Source organism: Microbacterium sp. ProA8 (genome assembly GCF_039905635.1).
GTDB classification, from domain to species: Bacteria; Actinomycetota; Actinomycetes; order Actinomycetales; family Microbacteriaceae; genus Microbacterium; species Microbacterium chionoecetis.
The window spans coordinates 3,035,047-3,057,774 of the sequence record NZ_CP157000.1 but is presented as its reverse complement, the minus strand read 5'-3'; the positions used below and the strand labels follow the sequence as shown (position 1 = coordinate 3,057,774).

At 70.5% G+C, this 22,728-nt stretch carries 22 protein-coding genes and 1 tRNA gene; 18 read left to right on the top strand and 5 right to left on the bottom strand.

Annotated elements, in window-relative coordinates; genetic code table 11:
• Positions 1-60 precede the first annotated feature (60 nt).
• Positions 61-276 carry a DUF4177 domain-containing protein gene (locus ABG085_RS13740; RefSeq protein WP_163619321.1) on the top strand — a complete coding sequence of 72 codons (216 nt, stop codon included), beginning with the start codon at positions 61-63 and terminating at the stop codon, positions 274-276.
• 2 nt (positions 277-278) lie between these two features.
• Positions 279-746, top strand: a complete 468-nt coding sequence (locus tag ABG085_RS13735; protein ID WP_347976290.1) for a RidA family protein — start codon at positions 279-281, stop codon at positions 744-746.
• Between the two features lie 199 nt (positions 747-945).
• Here the strand turns inward: ABG085_RS13735 and acs are convergent, their stop codons facing one another.
• The gene (acs, locus tag ABG085_RS13730) at positions 946-2,940 is read right to left on the bottom strand and encodes an acetate--CoA ligase (RefSeq protein ID WP_347976289.1); all 1,995 of its coding nucleotides are present in this window, start codon (positions 2,938-2,940) and stop codon (positions 946-948) included.
• Between the two features lie 806 nt (positions 2,941-3,746).
• Here acs and ABG085_RS13725 point away from each other — a divergent pair.
• The 9 genes from ABG085_RS13725 to ABG085_RS13685 all read left to right on the top strand — a co-directional run bounded on the left by ABG085_RS13725 (position 3,747) and on the right by ABG085_RS13685 (position 13,431).
• Positions 3,747-4,697: a TadA family conjugal transfer-associated ATPase gene (locus ABG085_RS13725; protein ID WP_347979200.1), complete on the top strand. Its 951-nt coding sequence runs from the start codon at positions 3,747-3,749 to the stop codon at positions 4,695-4,697.
• Complete coding sequence (locus tag ABG085_RS13720; protein ID WP_347976288.1) at positions 4,682-5,722, top strand: type II secretion system F family protein; 1,041 nt, start codon at positions 4,682-4,684, stop codon at positions 5,720-5,722. The genes ABG085_RS13725 and ABG085_RS13720 overlap by 16 nt, the downstream gene beginning before the upstream one ends.
• Before the next feature lie 122 nt (positions 5,723-5,844).
• Positions 5,845-6,093: a DUF4244 domain-containing protein gene (locus tag ABG085_RS13715; RefSeq protein ID WP_347976287.1), complete on the top strand. Its 249-nt coding sequence runs from the start codon at positions 5,845-5,847 to the stop codon at positions 6,091-6,093.
• Positions 6,090-6,545: a TadE family type IV pilus minor pilin gene (locus ABG085_RS13710; RefSeq protein WP_347976286.1), complete on the top strand. Its 456-nt coding sequence runs from the start codon at positions 6,090-6,092 to the stop codon at positions 6,543-6,545. Before ABG085_RS13715 ends, ABG085_RS13710 begins: the two co-directional genes overlap by 4 nt.
• A gap of 156 nt (positions 6,546-6,701) precedes the next feature.
• Positions 6,702-7,019, top strand: coding sequence for an Rv3654c family TadE-like protein (locus ABG085_RS13705; protein ID WP_347976285.1), 318 nt, complete (start codon positions 6,702-6,704; stop codon positions 7,017-7,019).
• Positions 7,020-7,086: 67 nt separating this feature from the next.
• Positions 7,087-9,807 (top strand): type I DNA topoisomerase, encoded by a 2,721-nt coding sequence (topA, locus tag ABG085_RS13700; protein ID WP_347976284.1) that lies wholly within the window; start codon positions 7,087-7,089, stop codon positions 9,805-9,807.
• A complete protein-coding gene (tmk, locus tag ABG085_RS13695) occupies positions 9,804-10,487 on the top strand; it encodes a dTMP kinase (protein ID WP_347976283.1) in 684 nt (227 codons plus the stop codon). Before topA ends, tmk begins: the two co-directional genes overlap by 4 nt.
• A gap of 152 nt (positions 10,488-10,639) precedes the next feature.
• On the top strand, positions 10,640-11,842 hold the full coding sequence (locus tag ABG085_RS13690) for a DNA polymerase III subunit delta' (protein ID WP_347976282.1): 1,203 nt from the start codon (positions 10,640-10,642) through the stop codon (positions 11,840-11,842).
• A 65-nt stretch (positions 11,843-11,907) separates the two neighbouring features.
• Entirely contained in the window at positions 11,908-13,431 is a 1,524-nt protein-coding gene (locus tag ABG085_RS13685; protein WP_347979199.1) for an alpha/beta hydrolase, read from the top strand.
• A 30-nt stretch (positions 13,432-13,461) separates the two neighbouring features.
• Here ABG085_RS13685 and ABG085_RS13680 read toward each other — a convergent pair whose 3' ends face one another.
• From ABG085_RS13680 to ABG085_RS13670, 3 genes are all read right to left on the bottom strand, one after another.
• A complete protein-coding gene (locus ABG085_RS13680) occupies positions 13,462-14,121 on the bottom strand; it encodes a methionine ABC transporter permease (protein ID WP_347976281.1) in 660 nt (219 codons plus the stop codon).
• Positions 14,114-15,151, bottom strand: coding sequence for an ATP-binding cassette domain-containing protein (locus tag ABG085_RS13675; RefSeq protein ID WP_347976280.1), 1,038 nt, complete (start codon positions 15,149-15,151; stop codon positions 14,114-14,116). Before ABG085_RS13675 ends, ABG085_RS13680 begins: the two co-directional genes overlap by 8 nt.
• A gap of 87 nt (positions 15,152-15,238) precedes the next feature.
• Entirely contained in the window at positions 15,239-16,141 is a 903-nt protein-coding gene (locus ABG085_RS13670; RefSeq protein ID WP_347976279.1) for a MetQ/NlpA family ABC transporter substrate-binding protein, read from the bottom strand.
• A 267-nt stretch (positions 16,142-16,408) separates the two neighbouring features.
• Here ABG085_RS13670 and ABG085_RS13665 point away from each other — a divergent pair.
• Both ABG085_RS13665 and ABG085_RS13660 read left to right on the top strand, forming a co-directional pair.
• Positions 16,409-16,481, top strand: a tRNA-Thr gene (locus tag ABG085_RS13665).
• 57 nt (positions 16,482-16,538) lie between these two features.
• Positions 16,539-16,934 carry a hypothetical protein gene (locus tag ABG085_RS13660; RefSeq protein ID WP_347976278.1) on the top strand — a complete coding sequence of 132 codons (396 nt, stop codon included), beginning with the start codon at positions 16,539-16,541 and terminating at the stop codon, positions 16,932-16,934.
• A 115-nt stretch (positions 16,935-17,049) separates the two neighbouring features.
• Here ABG085_RS13660 and ABG085_RS13655 read toward each other — a convergent pair whose 3' ends face one another.
• Positions 17,050-18,006, bottom strand: coding sequence for an EamA family transporter (locus ABG085_RS13655; RefSeq protein ID WP_347976277.1), 957 nt, complete (start codon positions 18,004-18,006; stop codon positions 17,050-17,052).
• Between the two features lie 90 nt (positions 18,007-18,096).
• Here ABG085_RS13655 and ABG085_RS13650 point away from each other — a divergent pair, with 90 nt between their 5' ends.
• The 5 genes from ABG085_RS13650 to ABG085_RS13630 are packed head-to-tail and all read left to right on the top strand — an operon-like array spanning position 18,097 to position 22,494.
• Positions 18,097-20,463, top strand: a complete 2,367-nt coding sequence (locus ABG085_RS13650; protein ID WP_347976276.1) for an efflux RND transporter permease subunit — start codon at positions 18,097-18,099, stop codon at positions 20,461-20,463.
• Entirely contained in the window at positions 20,460-21,050 is a 591-nt protein-coding gene (locus ABG085_RS13645) for an isochorismatase family protein (protein WP_347976274.1), read from the top strand. The genes ABG085_RS13650 and ABG085_RS13645 overlap by 4 nt, the downstream gene beginning before the upstream one ends.
• Positions 21,043-21,714 carry a DNA alkylation repair protein gene (locus ABG085_RS13640; RefSeq protein ID WP_347976273.1) on the top strand — a complete coding sequence of 224 codons (672 nt, stop codon included), beginning with the start codon at positions 21,043-21,045 and terminating at the stop codon, positions 21,712-21,714. The genes ABG085_RS13645 and ABG085_RS13640 overlap by 8 nt, the downstream gene beginning before the upstream one ends.
• Before the next feature lie 28 nt (positions 21,715-21,742).
• A complete protein-coding gene (locus ABG085_RS13635; protein ID WP_347976272.1) occupies positions 21,743-22,192 on the top strand; it encodes a GNAT family N-acetyltransferase in 450 nt (149 codons plus the stop codon).
• Positions 22,189-22,494, top strand: a complete 306-nt coding sequence (locus ABG085_RS13630) for a hypothetical protein (protein ID WP_347976271.1) — start codon at positions 22,189-22,191, stop codon at positions 22,492-22,494. Before ABG085_RS13635 ends, ABG085_RS13630 begins: the two co-directional genes overlap by 4 nt.
• The last annotated feature ends 234 nt before the right edge of the window (positions 22,495-22,728 follow it).

The following is a 22,728-nucleotide window of genomic DNA, read 5'->3' as shown; positions in this document are numbered from 1 at the left end:
CCCGCCGGGGTGTTTCCCAGCCTTCACCTGCCGTCCTTTCCGCATACCCGAGGAGTCGCGATGACGACGTGGGAGTACCTCACCACGCCCCTGCTGATCCACAACACCGCCGCGATCCTCAACAACTGGGGCAAGCAGGGCTGGGAGCTCGTCCAGGTCGTTCCTGGTCCTGAGGGCGGCCTGGTCGCCTACTTCAAGCGCCCCGCCGGGGGCGGACAGCAGAACGCCGGACTGGATGCCGCGGCCCAGGCCGCCCAGCAGTTCGAGGGGGCATGACCATGAGCGTGAGCGACCGTCTCGCCGAACTCGGCATCGCCCTTCCCGGCGTCGTCCCGCCCGTCGCCTCGTACGTGCCGGCGAAGGCGCACGGCGATCTCGTCTACACCGCCGGCCAGCTTCCCATGGTGTCGGGCGCCCTCCCGGCGACCGGCAAGGTGGGGGATGGCGAAGGCCTCGTCCCCGCGGCTGACGCCAAGGGATACGCCCGCCAGAGCGCCCTCAACGCCATCGCCGCCGCCGCGGCCGCCGTCGGCGGAGTCGACCGGCTTACCGGCGTGGTGAAGGTCACCGGTTTCGTGGCCTCCGTCCCGGAGTTCACGGGCCAGCCGGGCGTCATCAACGGCGCCAGCGAGGTGCTCGGCGACATCTTCGGCGACGCCGGCACGCACGCCCGGTCCGCCGTGGGCGTCCCGGTGCTGCCGCTCGATGCACCCGTCGAGGTCGAGGTCGTCTTCTCGTACGCCTGACGCACCATCGCGGTCAGACGACGCGAACGAAGAGCGGATGCCGCAGCCCAGGGCTGCGGCATCCGCTCTCTTCTGTTCGCCCGCTGTCGGTCGTTGAGCGAGCGAGGAACGAGCGAGACGAAACGCCCGGAGTCTCCGCACAATCCCGGAGCGTTTCGTCTGCGGGCGCCAGAGCGCCCTTCGCTCAACGACCGGGGTCCTACTTGACCTGGGCCGAGATCACCGACATGACGGCGGTGTCGGCGAGCGTCGTCGTGTCTCCGACCTCGCGGCCCTCGGCGACATCGCGGAGGAGGCGGCGCATGATCTTGCCGGAGCGGGTCTTGGGCAGCTCTCCCACGATGTAGACGTCGCGCGGGCGGGCGATCGGACCGATCTGCTCGCCGACCCACTGCCGCAGCGTCTGGCCGAGACCCTCCACATCGTGCTCGTCGAGGTACGACTGCTTGATGATGACGAACGCCACGACGGCCTGCCCGGTGGTCTCGTCGGAGGCCCCGACGACGGCCGCCTCGGCGGTGGCCTCGTGCGCCACCAGCGCCGACTCGATCTCGGTGGTCGACAGGCGGTGCCCCGACACGTTCATGACGTCGTCGACGCGGCCGAGCAGCCACACGTCCCCGTCGTCGTCGAGGCGTGCCCCGTCGCCGGCGAAGTAGTAGCCCTGCTTCTGGAACTTCTCCCAGTACGTCTCGACGAAGCGCTCCGGGTCGCCCCAGATGCCGCGCAGCATCGACGGCCACGGCTCCGTGACGACGAGGAGACCGCCGTTGCCGTTGCCGACGTGCGTGCCGTCCTCGTCGACGACGTCGATGGAGATGCCGGGAAGCGGCACCTGCGCCGAGCCGGGCTTCGTCTCTGTGACACCGGGGAGCGCCGAGATCATGATCGACCCGGTCTCGGTCTGCCACCACGTGTCGACGATCGGCGCCGTCTTGCCGCCGATGATCTTGCGGTACCACATCCACGCCTCGGGGTTGATGGGCTCGCCCACCGAACCCAGGAGCCGCAGCGACGACAGGTCGAACTGCTGGGGGATGGCGCGGCCGAGCTTCATGAACGAGCGGATCGCGGTCGGCGCCGTGTAGAGCACCGTGACCCCGTACTTCTGCACGATCTCCCACCAGCGACCCGGGTGCGGGGCATCCGGAGTCCCCTCGTACAGCACCTGCGTCACGCCGTTGGCGAGCGGACCGTAGGTGACGTACGAGTGGCCGGTGACCCAGCCGATGTCGGCCGTGCACCAGTAGACGTCGGTCTCGGGGTGGATGTCGTGCACGACCTTGTTGGTGAACGCCGACTGGGTGAGGTAGCCGCCGGAGGTGTGGAGGATGCCCTTGGGCTTTCCGGTGGTTCCCGACGTGTAGAGGATGAACAGCGGGTTCTCGGCCGGGAAGGCCTGGGCCTCGTGCTCGCCGGACGCGGCCGGGACGACATCGTGCCACCACAGATCGCGCTCGTCGGTCCAGTCGACCTCGTTGTCGCCGCGCTTGACGACCAGGACGTGCTCGACCGTCTCCTGCGCCCCCGTGCCCCGGTCGCCGAGTGCCATGTCGACCGCGGGCTTGAGAGGCGAGACCTTGCCCTTGCGGTAGCCGCCGTCGGCGGTGATCACGAGCTTGGCGCCGGCGTCGTCGATGCGCGCACGCAGGCTGTCGGCGGAGAAGCCGCCGAACACGACGGAGTGGATGGCGCCGATGCGCGCCACCGCCAGCATCGAGGCGACCGCCTCGGGGATCATCGGCAGGTAGATCGCGACGCGGTCGCCCTGTCCGATCCCAAGACCCTCGAGCACGTTCGCGAGCCGCTTCACCTCGTCGGTGAGCTCGGCATAGGTGACGCGACGCTCGTCGCCGGGCTCACCCTCCCAGAGCAGCGCGACGCGGTCGCCGTTGCCTGCCTCGACATGGCGGTCGAGGCAGTTGTAGGCGACGTTGAGCTCGCCGTCGGCGAACCACTGGGCGAACGGCGGGTTCGACCAGTCCAGCACCTCGGTGAAGGGCTTGTGCCAGTGGAGGTCGCGCGCCTGTTCGGCCCAGAAGCCGAGCCGATCGGTCTTCGCCTGTTCGTACAGCTGGGCGGTGGCGACCGCGTTGTCGGCGAAATCGGCGGTGGGCGCGAAGCGTCGATCCTCGTTCAGGAGATGGTCGATCTGGCTGCTGCCGGACTGCGTGAGGGGGGACTGTTCGCTCATGGGAGCGCGCTCCTTTGCGGGCTTGAGGAAGGCCGACGGCTGCCGGCGAGTCTGCCAGGAAATGTACCCAGCAGTGCCGGAACCGGCTACCCCCGATAGTGGGTAGCGCCCGCAATGTTGGACTCGACCGATATATCAGTGAGAATCCTCTCCTTTTCGTTTTGTGAGGGCCCCTTCCTCGCATATGCTGACCGTTGGCCGAACATCGATTCTGGCATTGCGGCGCCCGACGTCACCCCCCGAATTCGGGCCCGCGCTTGGCGGCATCCCATTCCCCCCATGGGATGCCGCCTCTCTTTTCTGGGAGCGGTCCCGCTGAGATGCCGTGCGCCCGTTCCTCCCCAGGCCGGGTTCTGCGCCGCTCATCCACGGATCCTCCGGCTCGACCGGTGCTCTGCGTGCGGCGCTTCTAGCGTCGAAGCATGTCCGCACCCTTCGTCGCCCGACCCCGCGTCGGGGTCTCCGCCGCTGCGGTGACGAAGGATCGATGGGATGCCGCGGCCCGGCATTCGTCGGGACGCGCGGCCGCCCGCCCGCTCGATGACGCGGTTCGCGGGTCGAGCGCTGGTGCCGGTACCGCGGCCGACGCAGCGCGGGCCGTGGCGGCCGAGGTGCCGATCGGGCGCGCGAGGCGAGCGGCGGTGGGTAGCTCATCGCGGCAGCCATGGGTGCCTCTGCGGCTCGACGCGCCTGCCGGCGCGACCGTCATCCGCTCTCGCCAGCATGAGGCCGTGCTGGGAGAGGCCGCCGCGCCCCGGGGAGGCGAGCAGTCGGGCGACCGCCGATCGGCCCCGCGGAGGCCGCGGATGCCCGTGGAGCGGCATCCGTCACTCGCGCCGTTCGCGGCATACCTCGATGACCCCGACGTCACCGACCTGTTCGTCAACGGCGCTGAGGGGCTGTTCGTCGATCGCGGCGCCGGAGTCGTCTCGGCGCGAGAGTGGCGCGCCACAGAAGAAGAGGTGCGCGATCTCGCGGTCGCCCTCATCGGCGCGGGCGGGCGTCATATCGACGACGCGTCGCCGTGCGTGGACGTCCGGCTGGAGGGCGGCATCCGTGTGCACGCGGTGCTGCCGCCCATCGCGCCGGAGGGGACGGTGCTGTCGATCCGCGTGCCCCGCCTCGACGTCGCGACGCTCGACGATCTGGCGCGCACCGGCATGTTCGGCGACGCCGTCCGCCGCCGGCTCGGCGAGGCGATCGCCGGGCGCGTGAACCTGCTGGTCTCCGGAGCTGCGGGCGCGGGCAAGACGACGCTGCTCGCCGCGCTGCTCGCGGAGGCGCCGCCGCACGAGCGGATCGTCACGATCGAAGACGTCGCCGAGCTTCGCATCGCGCATCCCCATCACGTTCGTCTGGAGGCGCGTCAGCCGAACATCGAAGGCACCGGTGGCATCGGCCTGGCGCGCCTGGTGCGCGAAGCGCTGCGCATGCGGCCCGACCGGCTCGTGGTCGGCGAGTGCCGTGGGGACGAGGTGCGCGAGCTGCTCTCCGCTCTCAACACCGGCCACGACGGCGGCGCGGGCACGGTGCACGCGAACAGCCTGCACGACGTGCCGGCGCGGCTCGAGGCGCTCGGCGCACTGGCAGGGCTCGACGATCGGGCGCTCGCCCGGCAGGCGGCGAGTGCGATCGGACTGGTGCTGCACGTGGAACGAGGCGCGAACGGCGCGCGTCGGATCGCGTCGGCCGGGCATCCGGTGGTGGGCGGCGACGGCCGCCTCGCGATCGAGGAGGCGCGATGGGACGCGGAATGAACGAGCGACACGCGCCGCACGCGGGGCGGGGGAGCGGGCGAGGAGGCGTCGCGGCGCTCCGGCGGTCGCTGCCGAAGCGGTCGTCCTCATCGCCGGTGGCGGACGTCGCCGAGACGGTGCTGCGGCTCGCCGTGCTGCTGCAGGCCGGGGTGTCTCCGGCACGGGCGTGGGAGCATCTCGCGCACAGCGGCGATCCCGCGGCCGAGCACGTGGCCTCGTCGATCGGCGAAGGGGTGCCGCTGCCACAGGCGATCGCGAGTGCAGGGGCGGGCGCCTGGCGTGAAGTGGGGATCGCCTGTCAGGTCGCCCTGGTGGTCGGAGCGCCCCTTGCGGAGTGCCTTCGCGGGCTGGCGGTCGCGCTGCGCGACGCGCACGAGGCCGCCGACGACGTACGCGTCGCGCTGGCCGAGCCGGCCGGCACGGCGCGACTCATGAGCTGGCTGCCGCTGGTCGCCGTGGGACTGGGCGCCGCGCTCGGCTTCGACACCTTCGGGACCCTGTTCACGAACCCGCTGGGCCTCGCCTGCCTCGCCGGCGGCGGCGTTCTCATCGTGGTCGCGCAACGCTGGACGGCGCGGCTGGTCCGCAGTGCGCAGTCCGCCGGCGACGTGCCGGGCCTCGATGCCGAGCTGATCGCGATCGCCTTGACCGGTGGGGTCTCGATCGATCGCGCGCGTGCGGTGGTGCGTGATGCTCACGTGTTGAGCAGCCCGCGTGCACGCAGCGACGAACCGCGCGGCGATGCTGCGGCAGGGGTAGACGCTGCCGCACTGGGTCACGAGGCCGACGGAGTGGATGCGGTGCTGGCGCTGTCGAAGAGCGCCGGCGTGCCGGCGGTCGAGCTGCTGCGCGCCTCGGCTGCCCACGCGCGCCACCGCGCCCGCATCGACGGACGACTGCGCGTCGCCCGGCTGTCCTCGCGGCTGCTTCTTCCGCTCGGCGTCTGCACCCTGCCCGCGTTCCTCCTTCTCGGCGTCGCGCCGATGATGCTGAGCGTCATGTCCACGATGTCGGTCTCGCTGTGACCACCGCACCGGCCGCCGTAGATCTGCTCCCCACGAGATCGCCATCGCATGGCTCAGGCCTCCTCATCGCACCCGAACCCCAGACCGTGCCCGCACACCCCTTCCATCGAACGGAGAACCACATGTCCTTCCTCTGGGCCACCACCCCGGTGCCGCGTCTCACCCGCCGACGCGCCGAGCGGCTGTTCCTCCCGCGAGGCGACGGCCACGGCCACGGATCGGCCGACGATGCCGGTGCCGCGACCGCGGAGTACGCCATCGCGACCATGGCGGCGGTGGCCTTCGCCGGTCTCCTGGTCGTCATCATGCGCAGCGACGAGGTGCGTGGCATCCTGACGGAGCTCGTGCGCCGCGCACTCACGGTGGCATGACCCGTCCGCGGCTGGGCGACGACCAGCGCCTGCGGCGCCTTGCCGGCAAGCGCCTGCGGCCGGGTGTCGACAAGCGGCTAGGGCCGAGTGTCGACCAGCGCCTGCGGCCCAGTGCCGATAAGCGCCTGCGGCGCGGTGCCGACACCGGTGCGGTCGTCGCCGAGTTCGCGGTCGCGCTGCCCGCCATCGCGCTGGTGCTCGTCCTCGGCGTCGGCGCGCTCGCCGGGGCAGCACGCCAGGTGCGGCTGCAGGACGCGGTCGCCGACGCCGCACGCCTGAGCGCCCGTGGCGAGTCCGATCAGCGGGCGCGTGATGCCGTGTCGGCGTCGGTGGCGGGGGCATCTGTCGAGATCGCCCCACGCGGCGACCTGGTGTGCGTGAGCGCATCGGCATCCGCCCTCTTCGGCTTCCAGATCCGGGCCACCGGCTGCGCCCTGGGCGGCGGACTGTGAGGGGCGGGCTGTGAGCGGGTGCGAGCGCGCCCGGCTCCTCCGCCGAGCACCCTGCGTCGGCGGCTGCCCCGCCACGCACCCCGTGCATGATGCCGCTCGATGCGGAGCCGCGCGCCCGCCCCGTCCGGGTGTCCACACATACGGCAGCGGCGCCTGATGCCGGGAACCATCGCCGTCACGGGTATCGTGGCGGCCGCAGCACTCCTCACGTCCGGCCTCGCGGTGGTGGGAGCTGCGGCCGTCGCGGGGCAGCGTCTCGCGTCGGCGGCGGACGCCGGCGCGCTGGCGGCCGCGGATGCGGCGTCCGGCGCGGTTCCCGGCATCCCGTGCGCCCGCGCGGCGGAGGTCGCGGGCACATTCGGAGCGGTCGTGGACGCCTGCGATCTCGACGAACTGGTGGCGACGATCACCGTCTCGCTGCAGCTCGGACCGGTCACCGCTCGGTCCTCGGCCCGCGCGGGGCCGCCACCCTGATCCGGGCTCACAGCGCCGGTACCGAGAACTGGCGTGTATGGTTTGCGTCGAAGAAAGGACGCCCCCGTTGGCAGAAGGCAAGAAGCTCGTCATCGTCGAGTCACCGACGAAGATGAAGTCGATCCAGGGGTATCTCGGCGACGGCTACGAGGTGCTGAGCTCGGTCGGCCACATCCGCGACCTCGCGGACAAGCGCGACATCCCGGCAGACAAGAAGCAGGCGTACGGGAAGTACTCGATCGACGTCGAGAACGGCTTCGACCCTTACTACGTCGAGAGCGAACGCGGCAAGAAGACGGTCGCCGAGCTCAAGCGCGCGCTGAAGGGGGCGGACGAGCTCCTGCTCGCCACCGATGAAGATCGCGAAGGCGAAGCCATCGCGTGGCACCTGCTGCAGACGCTGAAGCCGAAGGTGCCGGTCAAGCGCATGGTGTTCCACGAGATCACCAAGGACGCCATCCAGGCCGCGGTCGGCAACACGCGCGAGCTCGACCTCGCGCTCGTCGACGCCCAGGAGACCCGCCGCATCCTCGACCGCCTGTACGGCTGGGACGTCAGCCCCGTGCTCTGGTTCAAGGTGCAGCAGGGCACGTCGGCCGGGCGCGTCCAGTCCGCCGCGACGCGGCTCGTGGTCGATCGCGAACGCGAGCGGATGGCCTTCGTGTCGGCGTCCTACTGGGACATCGAGGCGCTCGCCGCACCCAACCGCCCGCAGGGCATCGACGAGTCGTTCTCCACGCGTCTGGCGCGCGTCGACGGCGCCGTGCTCGCCCGCGGCACCGACTTCGACGACAAGGGCCAGCTGAAGAAGGCCGTGGTCGTGCTCGACGAGGCGCAGGTGCGAGAGCTCGCCGCCGCGATCGAAGCGGCGGGTGAGGCATCCGTCACCGCCCTCGAGTCCAAGCCCGGCACCCGCAGCCCCAAGCCCCCCTTCACGACCTCGACGCTCCAGCAGGAGGCAGGTCGCAAGCTCTCGATGAGCGCCAAGCACGCCATGGGCGTCGCGCAGCGGCTCTACGAGAAGGGGTACATCACTTATATGCGCACCGACTCGACCGCGCTGTCGACGCAGGCCATCCAGGCCGCGCGTGAGCAGGCGGTCGCGATGTACGGTGACGCATCGGTGCCGCTCAACCCGCGCACCTACCGCAACAACAGCAAGAACGCGCAGGAGGCGCACGAGGCGATCCGCCCGTCGGGCGAGACCTTCCGGACCCCCTCCGAGGTCACGGGACAGCTGGACCGCGACGAGCTGCGCCTGTACGACCTCATCTGGAAGCGCACGATGGCCAGCCAGATGTCCGATGCGAAGTACGAGACCACCACCGTGACCCTCGAGGTCGCGGCCGGTGCCCGTCGCGCCGAGTTCACCGCATCCGGAACCGTCTACACGTTCAAGGGCTTCCTCGAGGCGTACGAAGAAGGCCGTGACGAGAAGCGCAGCGACGCCGACAAGTCCGACGACCAGGCGCTTCCGGCGATGGCCGTGGGCGATGTGCTGCGCCTGCGCGACGTCGAGCCGAAGGGGCACTCCACGAGCCCCAAGCCGCGCTACACGGAGGCGAGCCTGGTCAAGGCGCTCGAGGAGAAGGGCATCGGCCGCCCGTCGACCTTCGCGAGCATCATCGACGTGATCCTGAATCGCGGCTACGTCACCAAGCGCGGTCAGGCGCTGATTCCGAGCTGGCTCGCGTTCAGCGTGGTGCGCCTGCTCGAGCAGCACTTCGCCGACCTCGTCGACTACGACTTCACCGCGGCGCTCGAGGACGACCTCGACGCGATCGCCCGCGGCGAGCAGAAGCGCCAGGACTGGTTGAAGGACTTCTACTTCGGGTCCGACGACCAGGTGGGCCTTCGCAACATCGTCGACAACCTCGGCGAGATCGACGCCCGCGCGCTCAACTCGACGCCCATCGGCGATGTCGCCACCCTCCGGTTCGGCAAGTACGGCCCCTACCTCGAGGTGCCCGACAAGGAGAATCCGGATGCCGAGCCGCGGCGCGTCAACATCCCCGAGGACCTCGCCCCCGACGAGCTGACCCCGGCGCGGGCGCAGGAGCTCATCGACGCCCCGGTCGCGGGCGACCGCGTGCTGGGGGAGAACCCCGCCAACGGCAAGCTCGTCGTCGTGAAGGACGGCCGCTTCGGCCCGTATGTGCAGGAGACCGACCCGCCCACGGCGGAAGAGGTCGACGAGGCGACCGGCGAGGTCGTCGCGGTCGCCGTGCCCGAGCCGGCACCGAAGAAGCGCGGCGCGAAGAAGGAGGCGGCACCCAAGCCGCGCACGGCGTCCCTCTTCAAGTCGATGTCGGTCGACACCATCGACCTCGACACGGCGCTGCAGCTGCTCGACCTTCCGCGCACCGTCGGCATCGACCCCGAGACCCAGACGCCGATCACCGCGCAGAACGGCCGGTACGGGCCCTACCTCAAGAAGGGCACCGACTCGCGGACGCTGCAGAGCGAGCAGCAGATCTTCGACATCACGCTCGACGAGGCGCTCGCGGTCTACGCGCAGCCGAAGTACGGTGCGCGCGGCGCGAGCTCGGCCCTCAAGGAGTTCGAGGCCGACCCGACCAGCGGCAAGGCGATCAAACTCAAGGACGGCCGCTTCGGGCCGTATGTCACCGACGGCGAGACCAACGCGACGATCCCGCGCGGCGAGGACGCGATGGAGGTCACGTTCGAACGTGCGGTGCAGCTGCTGGCCGACAAGCGGGCGAAGGGTCCGGCGAAGCGCCCCGCGCGGCGCACGACCACGACCCGCAAGCCCGCGGCGAAGAAGTGACGGCGGACCCGGCCCCGCGATCCGGTTCCGCCGAGGGCCGACCGGCCACCGCCGGGCTGTTCGTCACGTTCGAGGGTGGTGACGGCGCCGGCAAGACCACCCAGGCGGCGCTTCTCGAGGAATGGCTGACGGATGCCGGCCGCACCGTCGTGCGCACACGCGAGCCCGGCGGCACGGAGGTCGGGGTGCTCATCCGCGACATCGTGCTGCACCATCGGGGCGAGGTGGCGCCCCGCGCGGAAGCGCTGCTGTACGCCGCTGACCGGGCCCACCACATCGAGACGCTCGTGCGCCCGGCCCTCGCCCGGGGCGAGGTCGTGATCCAGGACCGCTACCTCGACTCGTCGGTCGCCTACCAGGGCGCCGGACGCGTGCTCGGCCGAGACGAGGTGCGCGACCTCTCGCTGTGGGCGACGGAGGGCCTGCTTCCGGACGTCACGGTGCTCCTGGACCTCGACCCGGCGACGGCCCGCGCGCGGCTCGACGCCGACGACAAGCCCTTCGACCGGCTCGAGGCCGAGAAGGAGCATTTCCACGCGCGCGTACGGGAGGAGTTCCTGGCCCTCGCCGATGCCGAGCCCGGCCGCTTCCTCGTGCTGGACGCGTCCCGGCCGGCCGAGGAGCTCGCCGCCGCCGTGCGGGAGCGTGTCGCGCGGCTGCTCGGCGCCGCCCCGGCATAGCCGGGTCCTCCGGGCGGGCGCCGGCCCCGATAGAGCGGAGTGCCCCGGCGCGCGCCGCCCCGGCTGACCAGGCCCCGCGGCCGCCCGCCGCCCCGGCATAGCCGGGGCACCTCGTGCGCCCGCTGTCAGCCCTCGCGGTTAGGCTGGGCGGGATGGATGCCCCCACCCTGCCCGCCAACGCGAACGAGCGCGACGTGCGCGACGCCGCGGACGGCGGAGCGGCCGTCCCGTGGGGCGATGTGTGGGGGCAGCCGGAGGCCGTCGCGGCACTTCGGGAGGCGGCATCCGATCCCGCCTCGATGACCCACGCCTGGCTCATCACGGGCCCTCCCGGCTCGGGCCGTTCGACGCTGGCGCACGCGTTCGCGGCGGCGCTCATCGCCGAGCCGGGCGATGAGCGCGCGATGCAGCAGGTGCTGGCCGGCACCCATCCCGACCTCACGGCGCTGCGCACCGAAGGCGTCATCATCTCGATCAAGGACGCGCGCGCCCTCGTGGAGCGCTCGTACTTCTCGCCCTCGCTCGGCCGGTACCGCGTCATCGTCATGGAAGACGCCGACCGTATGGCCGAGCGCACCTCGAACGTTCTTCTGAAGGCGCTCGAAGAGCCGCCGGAGCGCACCGTGTGGGTGCTCTGTGCGCCGAGCGATGCCGACCTCCTGCCCACGATCCGCTCCCGCGTGCGCACCCTGCGCCTGCGCGAGCCCGACATCGCCGACGTGGCCGAGCTGATCGTGCGGCGCAGCGGCGTGGATCCGGCGATCGCCGAGCAGTCCGCCCGGCACGCGCAGCGTCACATCGGCATGGCCCAGCGGCTGGCGACGGATGCCGCAGCCCGGGCACGCCGCGACGCCACCCTGCGAGGGGTGCTGGCCGTGCGAGGGGTCGGCGACGCGGTCGAGGTGGCCGGCGCGATCGTCTCGGCCGCGACCGATGACGCCAAGGCGCTCACGGCCGAACGCGACGAAGCCGAGCGCTCCTCGCTCCTGCGCACGCTCGGCATCGCCGAGGGCGCGGCGATCCCGCCGGCGGTGCGCTCGCAGCTCTCGGCCCTGGAGGATGAGCAGAAGCGCCGGGCCACGCGCAGCCTGCGCGACGGCATCGATCGCGTGCTGACCGACCTGGAGTCGATGTTCCGCGACGTGCTGATGCTGCAGTTCGGCCGGGACGCCGTGCTCATCAACCGGGAACTCGAGTCCGACCTGCGTGCGCTCGCCGCGGCCTGGACGCCGGAACGCACGCTGACGGTCGTGGACCGCATCGGCGTCACCCGTGAGAACCTCGAACTCAACGCCGCCCCCGCACTCGCCCTCGAGAGCATGCTCGTCACCGTCGCGAGCGGAAGGATCCCGTGAACACGACCCGCCCCCGCCGACCCGGCTCTCCGCAGTCCGGCAGGCTCGGCACCTGGACGAAGGCCGTGGCCGTCGTGGCGGGCCTCGTCGCGGCATCCGTCGCCCTGAGCGGCTGCCTCTCCAGCATGATCCCCGACGCGGCGCCCCGCCCCACCACGAGCAAGACGGCCGACACCGACGGCGTACCGGCCGAGCTCCTGCCGTACTACGACCAGACGCTCGACTGGAGCTCCTGCAGCGGCGACTTCGACTGCACCACCGTCACGGCACCACTGGACTGGGCCGATCCGTCGCGGGGTGAGATCGAGCTCTCGCTGATCCGCAGTCGCGCCGAGGGCGGCGGTGAGCCGATCGGGTCTCTTCTGACCAATCCTGGCGGACCGGGGTCCAGCGGGGTGGCGCTGATCCGCGACTCGGTGTCGTTCGCGGTGAGCGACCCGGTGCGTCAGCAGTTCGACGTCATCGGCTTCGATCCCCGCGGTGTCGGCGAGTCGACCGCCGTGACGTGCTACGACGCGGCGGACATGGACGCGTACCTGTTCGACATCCCCGAGAACGAGCGCGGGACGGATGCCTGGGCCGACGAGCTGCTCGCACGCCACACGGCGTTCGGCGAGGCGTGCGAGGCGAGCAGCGACGGCATCCTGCCCTACATCACGACCGACAACTCCGCGCGCGACATGGACATGCTGCGCGCCGTGCTGGGCGATGAGCAGCTGAACTACCTGGGCTACTCGTACGGCACGTTCCTCGGTGCGACCTACGCCAAGCTGTTCCCCGAGAAGGTCGGACGCCTCGTGCTCGACGGCGCCATCGATCCGTCGATCCCGGGACTGGACGTCGGCATCACGCAGGGGATCGGGTTCGAGTCGGCGCTGCGCGCCTATATGGCCGACTGCCTGAACGACGACGAGTGCCCGTTCCGCGGAAGCGTCGACCAGGCGATGACCGACCTCGGCACGCTCCTCGCCGAGGTCGACAGCAACCCCATCCCCAACGCGGACGGCCGCCTGCTCGGCGCAGACTCGCTCATGACCACGATCGTCTCGGCCCTGTACTCCCAGGACAGCTGGACGTACCTGACGATGGCGCTCACCGAGGTCCTCCAGGGCAACGCCGACCTCGCGTTCCAGCTGGCCGACTTCTACTACAACCGGCAGGACGGCGAATACCTCGACAACTCGACCGAGGCTTTCCGCGCGTACAACTGCATGGACTATCCCGTGGACGCGACCGAGCAGCAGCAGGCGGACGCCCTGGCGCTGCTGGCGGCTGAGGCGCCGACCATCGCGCCGTACTGGAGCAGCCCCGATCCCTGTGAGGTCTGGCCGTACCCGGCGACGGGCGTCCGCGAGCGCATCACCGCCGAGGGTGCCGCTCCGATCGTCGTGGTGGGGACGACCAACGATCCCGCCACTCCGTACGAGTGGTCGGTGTCACTGGCCGAGCAGCTGTCGTCCGGCGTTCTCGTGACGCGCGTCGGCGAGGGACACACCGGCTACAACAAGGGCAACTCGTGCGTGGACTCGGCAGTGGAGACCTACCTGCTCGACGGCACGCCGCCCGAGGACGGCCTGCGCTGCGACTAGGAGCCGGAAGCGGCGCGATCGCCTCAGCCGTCAGCGGCGCAGCACGCGACGCGCCAGCGCATTGCCGATGAACTGCACGGCCTGCACGATCACGATGATGACCAGCACCGCCGCCCACGTGACCCACGGGTTGAACTGCTTGAAGCCGTAGACGATCGCGAACTCGCCGAGGCCGCCGGCCGCCACCGCACCGGCGATCGCGGTCATGTCGACGAGCGCCACCACGATGAACGTGTAGCCGAGGATCAGGGGGCCGAGTGCCTCGCGGGGGAGCAGGCGCAGGAGAATCCGTGAGCGGCTCGCCCCCGTGGCGCGGGCCGCCTCGATGACACCGGGACGCACCGTGAGCAGGTTCTGCTCGACGATGCGGCTGATCGCGAACAGCGAGGCGATGGTGATCGCGAAGATGCCGAACTCCGGTCCGATCCCGGGGATTCCGAGGCTGCGGGCGATCGGCTGCACCGCGGCGAGCAGGATCACGAACGGGATCGGGCGGAAGAAGTTGACGATCACGTTGATGGTCCCGAACAGGAACCGGTTCGGGAAGAGGCTGCCCGGTCGTGTCGCATAGAGCGCGAGCCCCACGAACAGGCCTGCGACGCCGCCGAACACCAGGCTCAGCGACACCACGTACAGCGTCTCCGCCGTTGCGGCCCAGAGCTCGGGAAGCAGATCGACGAGCCTATCCACGGGCGTCCTCCTCGATGAGTGGCGCGAACGCCGAAGCGGCGGCGATCGCCTGCTGCACGGCATCCGGCTCTCCGGTCAGTGCCAGGGTGAGGTGCCCGAACACGCGCCCCGCGATGTCGTTGATCCCGCCGTGGATGAGTTCGAACCGCACGCCGTGCGATGAGAGAGCGGCGAAAACGTCCGCCTGGGTGACGTCGCCTTCGCGCACGGTGAACGTCACGATCCGCCCCGGGTGGCGATCCTGCAGCGTGCGCAGCTGGTCGCCGACGGGCACGTCCTCGATGATGCTGGCGACGAACCTGCGTGTCGCCGCGTGCCGGGGCGCCGAGAGCACGTCGAAGACGGCGCCGCTCTCGATGATGCGGCCGTTCTCCATCACGACGACCCGGTCGGCGAGCGTGCGGATGACGTCCATCTCATGCGTGATGACGAGGATCGTGACGCCGAGCTCCGCGTTGATGCGGGCGAGGAGCGCGAGCACCTCCTTCGTGGTGTCGGGGTCGAGGGCACTGGTCGCCTCGTCGGCGAGCAGGATCCGCGGGCTCGTCGCAAGGGCGCGGGCGATGCCGACGCGCTGCTTCTGCCCGCCGGAGAGCTGCTCCGGGTAGTTGCGGGCCTTGTCGGCGAGCCCGACGAAGCGCAGCAGCTCCCCGACGCGCGCCGCGATCTCGGCCCGCGGGCGACCGGCAACCTCGAGCGGGTAGGCGACGTTCTTCGCCACGGTGCGCGAGTCGAAGAGGTTGAACTGCTGGAAGATCATGCCGATGTCGCCGCGCAGCTCGCGCAGTTCCCGCTCGCGAAGGTGCGTGATGTCGCGGCCGTCGATCTCGACGGTGCCGGCGGTCGGCGTCTCCAGCGCGTTCACCAGGCGCAGCACGGTGCTCTTGCCGGCGCCGGAGTACCCGATGATGCCGCACACCTCGCCGGGTGCGACGTCGAGCGAGACATCGTCGACGGCGACGACGGGCGCGCCGTCCTTGGAGGATGCCGGAAAGGTCTTGGTCACGCCGGTCAGGCGGATGAGGGTCATGGGTGCTCCTCGGCGGAACGCGCGTGTGCGGCCCGGGCGCACGAGGCGCCGGCGGGCCGCACAGGCGAGTGCCGCGGTGTGGCGGGCTTACGAGTTGGCGCGGATGTCGTCCTCGACGTCGGTGAGCGACGTGAGGAGCTCGTCGACGGGCGTCTGGACGAGGACCGCGGTGCCGCCCGACGCCTCGACGACGCCATCGAGCACGTCCTGCGTGTTCTGGTAGATCTCCACGAGCTTGAGGTACGTCGGGTTGTCGGCGTCCTCGGCCTTGGCGGCGAAGATGTTGATGTACGGGAACGCGCTCGGGTCGGACGGGTCGTCGGTGGCGATCGCATCCTCGAAGCTCAGGCCGGCATCCTCGACGAAGTCGTTGTTGATGATCGCGGCCGCGACATCGGGGAGGGAGGTCGCGGTGAATGCGGCGTCGAGCGCCTCGACCTTCACCTTCGACTCCGGGAGCACGTCGGCGACGGTGGAGAACACCGACCCGCCGTCCTCGAGCTCGATGAGTCCTGCCGACTGCAGCACGAGAAGCCCGCGGGCCTGGTTCGACTCGTCGTTCGGCACGGCGACGGTCGATCCCTCGGGGATGTCTTCGACCGAGGCGTACTGCGAGGAGTAGAGACCGAGCGGATAGATCGCGGTCGCACCGACCGGCTGCAGGTCGTCGTCGCTCTGCACGTTGTACGTGGCGAGGTAGATGATGTGCTGGAACTGGTTCAGGTCCAGCTCTCCGGCCGACAGGGCCGGGTTCGGCTGCGTGTACTCGCTGAAGTCGACGAGCTCCACCTCGATGCCCTCTTCGGCGGCCGCCTCGGTGTAGGTCTCCCAGTAGGGGTCCCCGGCGCCGACGACGCCGATGCGCACGACCTCGTCGCCGGCGGGGGCGTCGGCCGCGGCATCCGTCCCGCTTCCGGCACAGCCGGCGAGGAGGAGGGCGAGGGGGAGTGCGAGTGCTGCTGCTGCGGTGAGCTTCTTGGGCGTGGACATGTGCGTGCTCCTGTGGATCGAGGCCCGTCTGGCGGGTGACCGCGTGCTCGATCCACCGGACCGCGCACGCTTCGTCGCGGACCGCGTTCGAACCTACGTGGCGTACGCCGCTCGTCCGAACCCGGTCGTAACACGTCGACACCGAGCGGCTGCCCGCGTCGCTGCGCCCCCCGCGCCACGGTGTCGTCCGCGGTGCACCCCTCGGTGTTCGCGAGCGCTCCACAGACCCTGTAAGATCGTTGCTTGTGCATCGCGCAAGCGAGGCGCGCCACCTTAGCTCAGTCGGCAGAGCGATTCACTCGTAATGAATAGGTCAAGGGTTCGATTCCCTTAGGTGGCTCAGAACCGGAACGGCCGCGGGAGCGGCCGTTTTCCGTATGCGAAGGACGGTGGTGCGGTGCCCCAGGCGATCGACGCCCTCGCCGAGATCTTCTCGTGGATCGGGTTCGGCGTGGGGGCGCTGCTCGCCGGAGTCGCGCTCATCATGTACCTGTTCGACGGCACCTGGGTACCGGTGCGGGCCGTCGTCGAAGCGTCCGAGCACGGTCGTCTGGTGCGCTGGTTCGACGAGGACGGCGGCGTGGGCGAGGCGCATCTGACCCACGAGCAGGAACACCACATCGGCGACGCCGACATGACCGACATCTTCATCCGCCGGGGGTCCCGCAACCGCATGCGGCTGACGCAGGGATCGCCGGCCGTGCGCGCGGTGGCACTGCTCGCCGTCGGGATGCTCGGCCTCGGGGTCGTCGCTCTGGTGACGTCGCTCGTCATGCTGTTCGCACGCGGCTGACCGCAGAGGCGCCCGCACGGCGTCGGAGGTTCTCGACGGCACGCCGAAGAACGGATGCCGCCCGCCGGCGTGTCGCGAAGAGTCTCCGATTCTCTGCATCGACGCGGTACGTCGCCTACGCGACCGCGAGCATGCCCCCGGCGGCGAGGGCGAGACCGAGGCCCACCCACTGGACGACGGCGACGCGCTCCCGCAGCAGGATGGCCGCCAGCAGGATCGTGCCGGCGGGGTAGAGCGCCGTCAGCGCAGAGACCACCGCCAGGTCTCCGGTCCGCAGCGCCAGGAGCATGAGGGCGTTGGCGGCGGCATCCGCGATTCCGCACGCGATCGCGAGCGACCACGCCTGACGCGCCGTCGTGACCGTGGGCCGGGGCTCGGTCGTCGCGTGCTCCAGATCGGCGCGACCGCTCGGGGCGGCGCCGAGCTGCGCACCGGAGACGTGCAGGACGGAACGCGCGGGCGCGCCGCGCCGGACTGCTGCGACGGCGAGCGCGCCGACCACGGCGACGGTGACGACCGTGCTGGTGGCGCGGCTGGTCAGGAGGGGAATCAGACCGCTCCCGGCGGAGGTCTGGTCGATGATGATGAGGAAGGCGCCGATGGCGAGACCTGCGCCGACCGCCATCGCGAGCCCGCGTGCCGTGGGCCGCACGATCCTCTCACCCGGGATGAAGCCGACGAGGACCACTGCGACGAGGGCGACGGCGAGCCCGGCGTAGCCGATCGGCGCCAGCGCATCGCCTTTGACGAGCAGACCCCACAGCATCGGTGCGATCGCCGAGACGACGGCGGTCAGCGGCGACAGGATGCTCATGGGGCCGATCGCGAGGCACGCGTAGAGCAGCGCGACCGCGACGACGCCGACGACGCCGGCCAGGACGCCCCACGCGACATCCGCGGTCGTCCACACTCCGCCCACGAGAGGTTGCACCAGCAGCAGCGCCAAGAACCCCGAAAGCGCCGCCACGGCGGTGACGACGATCGAGCGCAGTCGCCGGGCCGCCAGCCCGCCGAGGAAGTCCGCGGAGCCGTAGACCACGGCGCCGATCAGGGCGAGGACGGCGGAGAGCATCGCGACTCAGCATAGGAGCGGGACGAGCGCGCAGGGCGAATGCCCGAACTTCGTTTCCTGAAAAGCTATTTCGCTAGATAAGCTAGCGATATGTCTTCGCCTCACCGCGCTCACCGCCGCCCTTCCGGCTGGCTGCGCATCGGGATCCCGGCCATCCTCGTGCTGATCTGGTTGACCGCCGGCTCCATCGGCGGGCCGTACTTCGGCAAGGTCGACGAGGTGTCGACCAACGACCGGTCGAGCTTCCTGCCCGAGAATGCGGATGCCACGCAGGTCAACGAGAGGCTGACGGACTTCCTCGGCGACGACAGCATCCCCGCCGTCGTGGTCGTGACCGGCGACGGTGAGCTGTCGGAGGACGACGTCGCCGACGTACAGGCGCTCGCCGACGACATCGCGGCGATCGACGGGGTCCAGGAAGGCGTTTCACCGCCGATCCTCTCGGACGACGGTGAGGCCGTGCAGATCTTCGTTCCCATCGATGCCGCCGGCGAGGTGGGCGAGATCGTCGACGAGATGCGCACGCTCGTCGCCGACGAGCTGCCCGACGGTCTGGAGGGCTGGGTCACCGGACCGGCGGGATTCACGGCAGACCTCGTCGAGGGCTTCCTCGGAATCGATGGGCTGCTTCTGGGTGTGGCGCTGCTCGCCGTCTTCCTGATCCTCGTGATCGTGTATCGCTCGCCGCTGCTGCCGGTCCTGGTGCTCCTCACCTCCTTGTTCGCGCTCTGTGCGGCGCTGCTCACGGTGTGGTGGCTGGCATACGCCGGCATCGTGGTGCTCAACGGTCAGGTGCAGGGCATCCTCTTCATCCTCGTGATCGGCGCCGCCACCGACTACGCGCTGCTCTACGTGGCGCGGTTCCGCGAATCGATCGCGACAGGTGCGTCGAAGTGGGATGCGACGCTCTCGGCGTGGCGCGGAGCGTTCGAGCCGATCCTGGCCTCCGGCGGCACGGTGATCGCAGGACTGCTGTGCCTGCTGCTGTCGGATCTCGCCACCAACCGGGCGCTCGGGCCGATCGCATCGATCGGCATCGCGTTCTCGGTGCTCTCGGCGCTGACGTTCCTGCCGGCGCTGCTGGCGCTCTGCGGCCGTGCGGCGTTCTGGCCGTTCATCCCGAAGCAGCCGATCGCGATGATCCCCGACGACCTGACGCAGCCCGTCAAGGGCCTCTGGCCGCGGCAGGCGCGGTTCGTGGCGCGGAACGCGCGCGTCGTGTGGATCGCGTGCACGATCGTGCTCCTCGCCGGCGCGATCGGGATCACTCAGCTCAAGGCAGACGGCGTGCCTACGAGCGATCTCGTCCTCGGGTCGTCAGAGGCCCGCGACGGCCAGGACGTGCTCGCCGAGCACTTCCCGGCCGGCTCCGGCTCTCCGGTGTACGTGATCGTCCCCGAGGACGACCTCGCCGACGCCGTCGAGGTGCTGGCGGCGTCCGACGGCATCGACTCCGTGGCGGTCGCCTCCGATGACTCCCCGACCGGGCAGGCCGCCGTCGAGGTCGAGGACGGCGAGCCGGTTCTCACGGCTGTCGGCCCGCCCGGCACGCCGGCTCCGGAGGCGACGGTCTCGGAGGGCGACGTGCTGGTGATCGGCACGCTGACGGATGCCGCGGACTCTGTCGCCGCCGAGGACACGGTGCGCGAGCTGCGCGCCGACCTCGATGAGGCGCTCGGTGAGGGTACGGCGATCGTCGGCGGCGAGACGGCCACCGACATCGACACCAACGACACGTCGACCCGCGACCGGACCGTCATCATCCCGGTCATCCTGCTGGTGATCCTCCTGATCCTGATGCTGCTGCTGCGGTCGATCCTGGCTCCCGTGCTGCTCATCGCGACGGTGATCCTGTCGTTCGCCACCGCGCTGGGGGTGAGTGCGCTCGTCTTCAATGCCGCCTTCGGATTCCCGGGCGCCGACCCCGCCGTGCCGCTCTACGGATTCGTCTTCCTGGTCGCACTGGGCGTGGACTACAACATCTTCCTGATGTCGCGCGTGCGCGAGGAGTCCCTCGTCCACGGCACGAGACCGGGCATCCTGCGGGGCCTGGTCGCGACCGGCGGCGTCATCACCTCGGCGGGGCTCGTGCTGGCGGCGACCTTCGCGGCACTGGGCGTCATCCCCATCCTGTTCCTGGTGCAGCTCGCCTTCATCGTCGCGTTCGGTGTGCTGCTCGACACCTTCGTCGTGCGGTCGCTCCTCGTGCCCGCCCTGTCGTACGACATCGGACGAGCGATCTGGTGGCCGTCGAAGCTCGCGCGGCAGGAGCCGGAAGTCGGTCCTTCTGCGAGCGCGGGGACCGGGTCGGATCAGCCTGCCGCACCGGTCGCTGAGCCCGTCGAAGCGGCGCAGGCCGTCGATGCCCCGCTGCCGATCGAGACGGATGCCGAACTCGTGGCCGACGACGGACACCCTCTCACCCGTGAGGAGTACAGGCGTACGCTCGAATCATGAGCAAGGCGCTGTTCATCGTCGATGTCCAGAACGACTTCACCGAGGGCGGTGCGCTCGGCGTAGAGGGTGGGGATGCCGTTGCGCAGCGCATCTCGGAGTACCTGGTCACGCACGCCGAGGAGTACGCCGTCATCGTCGCCTCGCGCGACTGGCACCACGGTGAGGGCGACAACGGCGGGCACTTCAGCCCCGAGCCCGACTTCGTCGACACGTGGCCCGTGCACTGCGTGAGCGGCACCGAGGGCGCGGAGTACGACCCCGGGCTCGACACGTCGGCGGTGACGCACCACGTCAAGAAGGGTCAGGGCAGGCCGGCGTATTCGCTGTTCGAAGGCACGACTGACGACGGGGTGACCGTGGCGCACCTGCTCGAGGAACACGGCGTCGTCGACGTCGACGTGACGGGCATCGCGACGGACTACTGCGTGCGCGCGTCGGCCCTCGACGCCATCGAGCACGGGCGGCATGTCCGGGTCATCACCGACCTCGTCGCCGGAGTCGCCCCGCAATCGAGCGACGCCGCACTCGCTGAGCTCGCGCACGCGGGGGCGGAGCTGAGCCACTCCGGTCTCGACGGCGGTGAGTGACCCCGCCGGCGGACCACCGACGGCCGAGGGCGTCCGCGCAGCGCTCGAGGCCGCGGCATCCGCCGATGAGCGGGCGAAGATCCAGCGGCGTATGACCGACGAGCGCACCGAGGTCATCGGTGTGCGCATGGGCACCGTCTTCGACATCGCCAAGGCGAATGCACGGATGCCGCTGGCCGAGGTCGACCGGCTGCTCGACTCCGATGTCTACGAGCTGCGCGTGGTGGCGGTGTCGATCCTCGACTTCCAGGCCCGAGCGACGGATGCCGACCGCGCCGCGCTGTACGACCTCTGGATGCGGCGCCTGGACCGCATCGACACGTGGGACTACATCGACCGTGGGGCGCCGCGCGTGGTCGGCGGCTATCTGCTCGACAAGCCCCGCGACGTGCTGTTCGACCTCGCCCGGTCGGAGGATCGGTGGCACCGTCGTACGGCGATCACCGCGGCGTTCTGGATCATCCGCGCCGGCGACCTCGACGATCCCCTCGCCCTCTGCGAGCTGCTCGCCGCGGACCCCGAGCACCTGGTCCAGACGAACGTGGGAGTGGCGCTGCGCGAGATCGGGCGGATCGACCGGGTTCGGCTCGAGGAATTCCTCGCCCGTCGTGGCGACGATCTGAGTGCGCACGCGCGGCGAACCGCGCGCTCCGCCCTCACGTGAGGCGCACCACACGCTAGCCTCTGGTCTTGTGACCGCGATCCGCCCACTCGTCCCTGCTGACCGCGATGCCTGGCTGCCGCTCTGGCGCGGCTACCTCGCGTTCTATGAATCGGAGCTCTCGGACGAGCAGACCGAGCTGACGTGGCACCGCCTCCTCGATCCGCAGTTCCCGATCCATGGCGCGCTGGCCACAGACGAAACCGGTGAGGCGATCGGTATCGTGCACTGGCTGACGCACGCGGCGACCTGGTCGGCGGGCCCGTACTGCTACCTCGAGGATCTGTTCGTGCGCCCCGACACCCGGGGGACCGGCGCCGGGCGTGCGCTCATCTCCCACGTCAGCGACTGGGCCCGTGAGCAGGGCGCGGCAAAGGTGTACTGGCTCACGCAGGAGTCCAATGCCACGGCCCGCGGGCTCTACGACGGCGTCGCGACGTCGACCGGATTCGTGCACTACGAGATCGGACTGGCGTCATGACCGGTGCGGATGCTCCCGCCGAGCGCTCCACCGGCGACCTCGTCGCGACGCTGCTGCTCATCGGCTTCTCCATCGGCGGGGCGGTGGTGCTCTTCTTCGTCTCACTGCTCTGGGCGATCGGCACCTACGACAACACGCTCGCCATCGTGCTCGGCGGCTACCTGCCGCTCGCCTTCGCGGTGATCGGCGGCGTCGCGGGGATCGTCGCGCTGTCGCGCAAGCGCACCGCCTTCTGGTACCCGCTCATCGCGCTGGTGCTCAGCATCGTGGTCTGGCTGATCGCCGCCGCGATCGCACGCTGAGAACAGGGCCGGCCAAGTGCTCCGGCGGCTCGAGCGGTGTGGTGCCCCCACAGGGGCTCGAACCCTGGACCCACGGATTAACCTGCTGCACTGAGTTTCCCCAGCCACCGTCTCCGGCTTGCAGTCTGGACTATATCTTCACCTTCGGCCGGACCGGTCAGGTGCGCCGCGTGTAGTCTCTGAGGTTCCCTTGCGGTTACCTGCTGATTGCCCAATCCCTCGGATTTTCACTGC